Source organism: Microbispora sp. KK1-11, from assembly GCF_006874435.1.
Taxonomy (GTDB): domain Bacteria; phylum Actinomycetota; class Actinomycetes; order Streptosporangiales; family Streptosporangiaceae; genus Microbispora; species Microbispora catharanthi.
Window position 1 is genome coordinate 1 of the sequence record NZ_VIRJ01000067.1, and the last position, 8,950, is coordinate 8,950.

Annotated in this window: 9 protein-coding genes and 1 pseudogene; 2 read left to right on the forward strand and 8 right to left on the reverse strand. The window is 72.6% G+C overall.

Annotated elements, in window-relative coordinates:
* Together FLW16_RS42430 and FLW16_RS42435 are read left to right on the forward strand one after the other, a co-directional pair.
* Positions 1–546 (forward strand): lectin (locus FLW16_RS42430; protein ID WP_185949852.1); only part of this gene is annotated, 546 nt, incomplete at its 5' end.
* A 244-nt stretch (positions 547–790) separates the two neighbouring features.
* Positions 791–2,500, forward strand: a complete 1,710-nt coding sequence (locus tag FLW16_RS42435) for a cellulose binding domain-containing protein (RefSeq protein WP_142566650.1) — start codon at positions 791–793, stop codon at positions 2,498–2,500.
* A gap of 97 nt (positions 2,501–2,597) precedes the next feature.
* Here the strand turns inward: FLW16_RS42435 and FLW16_RS42440 are convergent, their stop codons facing one another.
* The 8 genes and pseudogenes from FLW16_RS42440 to FLW16_RS45825 all read right to left on the reverse strand — a co-directional run.
* Entirely contained in the window at positions 2,598–3,974 is a 1,377-nt protein-coding gene (locus FLW16_RS42440) for a nucleotide pyrophosphatase/phosphodiesterase family protein (protein WP_142566651.1), read from the reverse strand.
* Positions 3,971–5,098 carry a metabolite traffic protein EboE gene (gene eboE, locus FLW16_RS42445; RefSeq protein ID WP_142566652.1) on the reverse strand — a complete coding sequence of 376 codons (1,128 nt, stop codon included), beginning with the start codon at positions 5,096–5,098 and terminating at the stop codon, positions 3,971–3,973. Before eboE ends, FLW16_RS42440 begins: the two co-directional genes overlap by 4 nt.
* Entirely contained in the window at positions 5,098–5,955 is an 858-nt protein-coding gene (locus tag FLW16_RS42450; RefSeq protein ID WP_142566653.1) for a TatD family hydrolase, read from the reverse strand. Before FLW16_RS42450 ends, eboE begins: the two co-directional genes overlap by 1 nt.
* On the reverse strand, positions 5,955–6,560 hold the full coding sequence (locus FLW16_RS42455) for an EboA domain-containing protein (RefSeq protein WP_142566654.1): 606 nt from the start codon (positions 6,558–6,560) through the stop codon (positions 5,955–5,957). The genes FLW16_RS42450 and FLW16_RS42455 overlap by 1 nt, the downstream gene beginning before the upstream one ends.
* Complete coding sequence (locus tag FLW16_RS44300; RefSeq protein WP_185949853.1) at positions 6,557–6,700, reverse strand: hypothetical protein; 144 nt, start codon at positions 6,698–6,700, stop codon at positions 6,557–6,559. The genes FLW16_RS42455 and FLW16_RS44300 overlap by 4 nt, the downstream gene beginning before the upstream one ends.
* Entirely contained in the window at positions 6,697–7,554 is an 858-nt protein-coding gene (locus tag FLW16_RS42460) for an SCO3242 family prenyltransferase (protein ID WP_142566655.1), read from the reverse strand. Before FLW16_RS42460 ends, FLW16_RS44300 begins: the two co-directional genes overlap by 4 nt.
* Before the next feature lie 7 nt (positions 7,555–7,561).
* Positions 7,562–8,713: an inositol-3-phosphate synthase gene (locus tag FLW16_RS42465; protein ID WP_142566656.1), complete on the reverse strand. Its 1,152-nt coding sequence runs from the start codon at positions 8,711–8,713 to the stop codon at positions 7,562–7,564.
* Between the two features lie 106 nt (positions 8,714–8,819).
* Positions 8,820–8,950: pseudogene (locus FLW16_RS45825) on the reverse strand (sugar phosphate isomerase/epimerase); the annotation flags it as partial.

Sequence of the window (8,950 nt, forward strand, 5' to 3'; positions counted from 1 at the left end):
TGCACCGGCATCACGGTGTGGGGCATCACCGACAAGTACTCCTGGCGCAGCGGCGACAACCCGCTGCTGTTCGACGGCAACTACAACAAGAAGCAGGCGTACACCGCCGTCCTCGACGCCCTCAACGGCGGGACCTCCAGTTCTCCCCCACCCACCGGAAGTGGGACCGCCATCAAGGGCGTGGGATCGGGCCGGTGCCTGGACGTCACCGAAGCCTCCCAGGCCAACGGCGCCCAGGTGGAGATCTGGGACTGCAACGGGCAGGGCAACCAGCAGTGGACGGAGACAAGTGCCGGTGAGCTGCGGGTCTACGGCGGCAAGTGCCTGGACGTCAACGGCGGCAGCACGGCGGACGGCGCCAGCGTGATCATCTGGGACTGCAACGGCCAGAACAACCAGAAGTGGCGCCTCAACTCCGACGGCACCATCACCGCCGTCGGGGCCGGCAAGTGCCTGGACGTGTCCGGCAACGGCACCGCCAACGGCACCAAGGTGCAGATCTGGACGTGCAACGGCCAGAACAACCAGAAGTGGACCCGAGTCTGACACGACCCCTCGCCGGGGCGGCCGCAACGTGGCCGCCCCGGGTGGGCCGTGGGACTCGCCGACGCGGCCTGGACGTCGTTTCGCTCGTACAACCATCCCACCCGTGACCCCGTCGCCGGACTCGACTCACCCGAGTCCTGACGGCCTCCGGACGGTGTGCGGTTCTCCGCGCCCAGAGCGACCACCCCCCGTACGCGACCACCACGCGAAGGCGCGGTCGGCACCGACAGCCAAGAGGAGAGACATGACGCAGGATCAGAACGACCCCGTGAGCCGCGAGCGGAGATTGCTGAGCCGGAGATCCGTCCTGGCGACGATGGGAGCGCTGCCGGTCATCACGGCCGCGACGTCGGTCCTGGGAGCCACGGAGGCCGCGGCGGCCACCGCGGCCATCAATCCGTCGGCGCAGCGGCAGACGATCCGGGGCTTCGGCGGCATGACCCACGCGGCCTGGGCCGGCGACCTGACATCCGCCCAGCGGGACACGGCGTTCGGCAACGGCGACGGCAAGCTGGGGTTCTCCGTGCTGCGGATCCCCGTCGGCGAGAACCAGTCGGACTGGAGCCGTGACCTGGCGACGGCGAAGCGCGCGGTCGAGCTCGGGGCGACCGTCTTCGCCTCGCCGTGGAATCCCCCCGCGAGCATGACCGAGACCTTCACCCGGGGCAGCCAGACCAACGCGAAACGCCTCAAGTACAGCTCGTACGCCGCCTACGCCCAGCACCTCGACGGCTTCACCACCTACATGCGGAACAACGGGGTGAACCTGTACGCCATATCCGTGCAGAACGAGCCCGATTACGCGCAGGACTGGACGTGGTGGACCTCCGCCGAAATCGTCCGGTTCCTGCGGGAGAACGCCGGCTCGATCGGCACCAGGGTCATCGCGCCCGAGTCCTTCCAGTACATCAAGAGCATGTCGGACCCGATCCTCAACGACTCCTCGGCGCTCGCCAACGTGGACATCATCGGGGCGCACCTCTACGGCACGTCGTACTCGAACTTCCCCTACCCCCTCTTCCAGCAGAAGGGCGCGGGCAAGGAACTCTGGATGACCGAGGTCTACTACCCCAACAGCACCGACTCGGCGGACACCTGGCCACAGGCGCTCGACGTGGGTGAGCACATGCACCGCGCCATGGTGGACGCCGGGTTCCAGGCGTACGTCTGGTGGTACATCCGGCGCAGCTACGGCCCCATGCGCGAGGACGGCCAGATCAGCAAGCGCGGCGCCATCATGGCGCAGTTCGCCAGGTTCGTCCGCCCTGGGTACGTGCGGATCGACGCGACGGCGAACCCCGCGACGAACGTCTACGTCTCGGCGTACCGGAGCGGTAACACCGTCGTCATCGTCGCCCTCAACAAGGGGACCTCCGCGGTCAGCCAGCAGTTCACCGTGGCGAACGCCGGCTCGGCCGGCGTCTCGTCCTGGGTGACCGACGCGAGCAGGAACGTCGCGCCCCAGGCGGCGACCAGCATGTCGAACGGCTCCCTCACCGTCACGCTTCCCGCTCGCAGCATGACGACCTTCGTGACCAGTCTGAGCGGCGGCTCCTCGCCCTCCCCGTCGCCCATTCTGTCGCCGACCCCCTCCCCCAGCCCGTCGCCCAGCGCCTCACCCAGTGGCGGCACGGGGACGGGGCCCCGGGTCGCCTACACGATGAGCACCTGGAACAACGGCTTCACCGCCAGCATCAGCATCACCAACACCGGGACCTCGGCGATCGACGGCTGGACGCTGGCCTTCACCCTGCCCTCCGGCCAGTCCATCACCTCGGGCTGGAACGCCACCTACTCGCCCTCCAGCGGCCAGGTGAACGCCCGCAACGTCGACTACAACGGCACGATCGCCCCCGGCGCCACCATCGACATCGGCTTCCAGGCGACCCACACCGGCAACACCGCCGAACCGACCGCCTTCACCCTCAACGGTGTTCCCTGCACCGTGGTCTGATCTGCACATGGTCTGATCGGCACGTGGTCTGATCTGCACGTGCCGGCCGCGCCCTGGACCCGGAGGTCCAGGGCGCGCCCGTCGTGAGGCCCGCCTGTCACCCCAGTGCGAGGCGGAGCAGCAGGTCCTTGACGTCCGTCGCCTCGAATCGCCGCCTGGCGGCGGACGGGTCGGAGCAGAGCAGCACCGGCGCGTCGGCGGGGTCGGCGGGAAGCAGCCCATGGGAGCCGCGTACGGCGCGAGCGCCCTGATCGAGGCCGACGACGTTCATGAGGTAGCGCATGCCGAGCTTCTTGCGCAGCAGCGCCACGCCTGCCCTGCGCTTGGCGGCGCCGGGGTTCGCCGGGTCGAAGAAGAGCTCGGCCGGGTCGTAGCCGGGCTTGCGATGGATCTCGACGAGGCGGGCGAAGTCGGGCGCGCGGGCGTCGTCGAGCCAGTAGTAGTAGGTGAACCACGCCTCGCGCTCGGCGAGCAGGACCAGGTCGCCGGAGCGCGGGTGGTCCAGGCCCTGCGCCTTCTTCCCGCTCTCGTCGAGCACCTCGGCGACGCCGGGCAGGGACGCGCAGAGTTCGGCGACGGCCGGCACGTCGGCGGGGTCGGAGATGTAGACGTGCGCCACCTGGTGGTCGGCGACGGCGAACGCGCGTGAGGTCCACGGGTCGAGATACTCCATGCCGTCCTGGGTGTGGACACCCAGGAGCCCTTCCGCACGGAGCATCCGGTTGACGTCGACGGGACGGGAGACGTCGGTGATGCCGTACTCCGACACGGCGACGACGGTCCTGCCCTGCGCCGCCGCGGCGTCCAGCAGCGGCGTCAGCACGGTGTCGAGCTCGGCGGCCGCCGCGGCCGCACGAGGGTCGGACGGGCCGTACCGCTGCAGGTCGTAGTCGAGGTGGGGGATGTAGGCCAGCGTCAGGTCGGGGTTGTGCGCCGTCATGACGTGCTCGGTGGCGCGGCAGATCCAGGCCGACGAGGCGATGCCCGCTCCCGGGCCCCAGTAGCTGAACAGGGGGAAGGTGCCCAGCGCCGCGGTGAGCTCGTCGTGCAGCTCCGGCGGATGGGTGTAGCAGTCGGCCTCCTTGCGCCCGTCGGCGTAGTAGATCGGCCGGGGGGTGACCGTCCAGTCGACGTCGGCGCCCATCGCGTACCACCAGCACACGTTGGCCACCGTGAGGCCGGGCCGGTCGCGCCGGGCGGCCTGCCACACCTTCTCACCGCCGACGAGCGCGTTGTGCTGGCGCCACAGCAGGACCTCGCCGAGGTCGCGGAAATACCAGCCGTTGCCGACGATGCCGTGATCGGCCGGCGGGACGCCGGTGAGGAACGTGGACTGCACCGAGCAGGTGACGGCGGGCAGGACGGTACCGAGTTCCGCCTGGAAGCCGTCCGCGGCGACGGCCCGGAGCCGCGGCATGTGCGCCAGCAGTCGTGGGGTCAGCCCCACCACGTCCAGGACCAGTAGCGATGTCATGTCGTCACTCCCACTTCACGCAGCGCGGCACGGGCGAAGTCCAGCTCGTCGGCGATGCCCGCGGCGAGCTGTCCGGGGGTCTGCGGGCGCAGGGCGGGTGGCAGCACTCCCCAGGTGTAGGTCTCCACGTCGAAGTGGTCGCAGAGCGGCCGCGGCCCGCCGGCGAGCTCCGCCAGCGCCGCACGCATCACGGGGATGGTCGTGGCCAGCGGCGCGGGCGGTGAGACGTGGAGGGGAACGTGGTAGTGGACCCGCCACGGCCCGGGCAGCCCCCGCTCGAAGGCCTCGTCGAGGTCGTCGGCGGCGTCGCCCGCGGGATTGCGCGTCTGATGCAGGAAGCGCGGCTCGGCGTACTCGCGCAGGGCGTCCGGGTCCGCGGTCTCCAGGGCCGCGGAGAGCTGGACCTTGACGACGGGCAGGCCGGCCCGGCTCAGCTCCTTCAGCGCGTCGGCCGGCTCCTCCCACGCGCAGGCCAGATGGGCGAGGTCCAGGCAGATGCCGAGCCGGTCGCCGTCGACGCCGGCGAGCCGTGCCACCGCCTGGCCCGTCGTCTCCACGACGCAGCCGGGTTCGGGTTCGAACCCCACCCGTATCACCCGCCCGGTGGCGGACTCGAGGTCGGCCAGACCGGCGGCCAGCCGGTCGAGCCGGCGCGCGGCGAGGTCGGCCATGCCGGTGTCCCAGGGGTCGCGCCAGGCGAGCGGCAGCGTCGAGACCGACCCTCGGGCCGCGTCGTCGGGCAGCAGGTCCGCGAGGACGAGCGCCAGGTCCAGCGTGTACGACAGACGGTCCTCGGTGGTCCAGTCGGGATGGTAGACGGCGTGCTTGACGACCGTGTCCTGGAAGGACCGGTAGGGGAAGCCGTTGAGCGTGACCACCTCCAGGCCCCGTGCGGACAGCTCGCGGCGGAGCCGGGCCCGCAGGGCGGGGTCGGCGGCCAGAGCGGCGGCGACGGGCGCGGCCAGCCAGAGCCCGAGCCCCAGGACGTCCGTGCCGAGGCGGGCGCGGATCGGGACCGCGTAGACGTCGAGCTGGGCGATGACGCCGTCGAGATCCTCCGCCGCGTGCACGTTGGTGCAGTAGCTCAGGTGCAGCGGGGCTCCTCCCGGGTGCCGTAGCCGCATCAGCCGCCGCCGCGCTTGATGGAGCTGCCGGCGAAGGTGGGCTCGTCCGCGCCGGCGCCGGTGCCGGTCAGGTCGAGGCGCCCCGACTGGCTGTAGAACTCCACGGGGTTGCGCCACAGCACCCGGTCGACGTCGTCCTCGGTGAATCCGGCGGCCAGCATGGCCCTTCCGGTCTCCAGCGTGAGCAGCGGGTCGGAGACGCCCCAGTCGGCGGCGGAGTTGACCAGCATCCGGTCCGGGCCGTACCGCTTGAGGATCTCCACCATGCGGGGCGGCGACATCTTCGTCTCGGGGTAGATGGAAAAGCCCATCCAGCATCCGGAGTCGCGCACGATGCCGACGGTTACCTCGTTGAGGTGGTCGACGGCGACCCGCTCGGGCGCGATCCCCGAGGCGGCGACGACCTCCAGAGTGCGCCGGGTGCCGGTGGCCTTGTCGCGGTGAGGGGTGTGGACGAGCGCCGGCAGGTCGTGCTCGACGGCGAGGGCGAGCTGCCGCTCGAAGACGTCGTCCTCCTCCGGGGTGATCGAGTCGTAGCCGATCTCTCCGACCGCGACGACACGGTCCTTGTCCAGGTAACGCGGCAGCAGGTCGAGCACGGGGCGGCAGCGCGGGTCGTTCGCCTCCTTGGGGTTCAGCGCGATCGTCGCGTGGTGCACGATGCCGAACTGCGCGGCCCGGTAGGGCTCCCAGCCGATCAGCGAGTCGAAGTAGTCGGCGAACGAGCCGGGGCCGGTGCGAGGCTGCCCCAGCCAGAAAGCCGGCTCCACGACGGCACGGACGCCGGCGGCGGCCATCCGGGCGTAGTCGTCGGTGGTGCGCGACGTCATGTGGATGTGCGGGTCGAAGATGCGCATCAGGACTCCTCACGGGTCAGACGGCCGAGCAGGGCGGCGGCGTCGGCGGGCATGGGGCGTCCCGCGGCCGCGCGCTCGTCGGCGAAGGCGGCCAGCATGGCCGCCAGCTCAGGGTCGGCCCGCTCGTCCAGCCCGTCGACCGCGGTCAGCGGCACGCCCGTGAACACGCACTTGAGCACCGCCTGCCGCCAGGCGGCCTGGTCGAGGTGGCGGGCGTACGGCCCGAGGGCGGCGGCCAGCAGGCGGGCGTCGTTCGTGCGGATCGCGTCGTGCAGCAGGGGCAGTCCCGCCGCGCCGACGGCGAGCATCGGCAGGGCCTTGAGCACGGCCCGTTTCTCGTCGGCGTCGCCGTAGCGGTAGAGGTCGCCGACCTCGGCCTCCGCCCGGTCCGCCGGCAGCGCGGCCAGCAGCAGCGCACGGGCGGCCTCGTCCGCGGTCCAGCCGGGCACGCCGGGCAGCGGCGTGCGCCCGGCCCGCCGTCCGGCCTGGGTGAAGGACCGGCCGATCGTCTCGGGTCGCTCGCTCGCCGCGGCGAGCGCGGCGTCCACCCATTCCTCCCGCGGTGTCTCCCCCAGCGCGGCGCGCAGCCGCTCAGGTCGCGTCATGCCGTTCTCCCTTCACCGTGACGCCTCGACGCCTGCTCGGCTCCGCGCAGGAATTCGATCGAACGCCGGGCCACGGCGGGCGCGGCGTGGCCGTGACGGGGAAGCTCGGCGAAGCCGTTGGTGCCGTAGCCGAACCTCATGTCGCGGAGACCTTCCTGACCAGGCGCCGGGCCAGCGGGATCGCCGCCGCGAGGGCGAGGCCGAGGCGGGGGGCGCCGCCGCGCGCGGCGAGGGCTCCCTGGAGGGCCGGCAGGCTGACGATGCCCGCGCCGACCGCGTCTCGGACGCGCCGCGCGGAGGGGTCGGCGACGGCGCGCGCCTGGGGGGAGCCGAACTGCGCGGCGTACCAGCCGGCGAGGGCCGGCTGCACCGGTCCCCCGGCACCACGTGCGGCACCACGTGCGGTCACGGCGGCGAGCGTGACGGTGCCCGCCAGGGTCGCGGCGGGCAGCCGCGGGTCCGCCCCCGACACCTCCGCGCGCGAGAGCGCGGTGAGCAGGTACGTGTGGGCGGCGATGGTGAGAGCGGAAGGCAGCGCGGCGGTGCGGGAGCCTCCGGTGGCGCCCAGCAGCACGTCGAGGCCGCGGCACAGCGCCATCGTCGCAGGACCGGCGGGTGTGTTCTTGGCCGCCACGTCGTACGCCCAGACGGCGCCGGCCAGGGGGGCGGCGACCGCCAGGGCACGCCGGCCGCCCGCGAGCCGCGCCACGGCGAGTCCGGCGGCGGTGAGCCCCACCGCCGTGCCGAGGGCCGCCCCGGCCGGCACGCGCCCCGAGGGGATGGGGCGCTCCGGGCGCTCGACCGCGTCGAGATGCCGGTCGGCCCAGTCGTTGGCCGCCATCCCCGCCCAGTACAGGAGGACCGAGGAGCAGGCCAGGCCGGCGGTGCGACGGCCGAGCGCCCCACCGGCGGCCGCCCCGGCGACCACGTCGCCGGGGACGGACAACGCGGCCGGGGCCCGGACCAGGTCGATCAGATCGCGGAGCGCCGTCATCGCGCCGTCATCGTCCCGTCCCCTGTGAGCCGAGCGCGTCCACGGCGGCGCGCAGCGCCCGCCACTGCTCGGGCAGCGCGTGGGGCACCTCTCCGAGGGGGTCCTTGAAGAAGAAGGCCAGTTCGGTGAGCGGACCCGTGCGCCCGGCCCGGTGGGCGGCCGCCGTCAGCCGTGCCAGGTCCAGGACCAACGGCGCGGCCAGCGCCGAGTCGCAGCCGTGCCAGGTGAACTCCATGCGCATGCGGGTGCCGAGGAAGCCTTCGAAGGAGATCAGGTCCCACGCGGTCTTGAAGTCGTCGAGGTCCTCGACGAAGTCGATCCGGGTGTCACCCTGCGGGACGTAACCGAGCGTCTCGTGCAGCACACGCTGTTTGCTGGCGGACTTGGCCGCGTTGGCCGCCGGCTCGGCGAGGTTCGCGCCGTCGCCGCCGCCCAGCAGGTTGACGCCGGACCAGGTGCGCACCTTCAGGTTGCGCAGGGCGAACATCGGGGCGAGCACCGACTTGACCAGGGTCTCGCCGGTCTTGCCGTCGTGGCCCCCGTACGGGAGCTCCTGCTCCCGGGCCAGGGCGTCGAGGGCGGGCAGGCGGGCGCCGGTGGAGGGGGTGAAGTCGACGTACGGGCAGCCGGCGCTCAGGGCGGCGTAGGCGGCCAGGGCGCTCGGCGGCAGGACGGGCTCCGGCCCGTCCAGCGCGGCCCGCAGCGCGTCGAGATCGGCGTGGGCGGGGTGGGGATGCGGCGCCGGTTCCGTGGTCGAGACGTTGATCACGACGACGCGGTCCAGATGGTGCCGCCGGCGGAAACGGTCCAGGTCGGCGCCGATGGCGTCCGCGACCTCGGCTTGGGTGTCGCGCACCGGCAGGGGCAGTACGTCCTGCTCGATCTCGAGGAGCGTGTCCTGCACGGCCCCCGCGAGCCGGGCCGGGACGATTCCCGCCTCGGCCAGCGCGGCGGCCTTCTTGACGAGGGGGATCGAGGAGATGTCGTGGCCGCCGAAGACCAGGTCCCCTATGGCGGGGAGGGCGTCGCTGTGCAGCTCGGGCGACTCCAGGACGCATCCGGTCGGCTCGGCCAGGCCCGCCCGCACCGCCGACGCCCCGAGCATGCTGGTGACCGCGACCGATCCCCGTGCTCCGATCAGCCATACTCCGGTTCTCATCTGTCTCCTCTCCCCGATCGGTTGCCGGGACGGTGGGGGTGCTGCTCACGGCCGGTCGGCTCCGGCGGGCGGCGGCCACCGTGGGACCGCCGCCCGGCGTGATGGGTCATTCGGAGGAGAAGGCGGCGTCGAAGGCGGCGGCCGGTGGGGTGATGGCGTTGAGCGAGCGGATGTAGGCGAGGGATTCCGGCGCGCCGTGCAGCCGGTCCATGCCCGCGTCCTCCCACTCGATGGAGA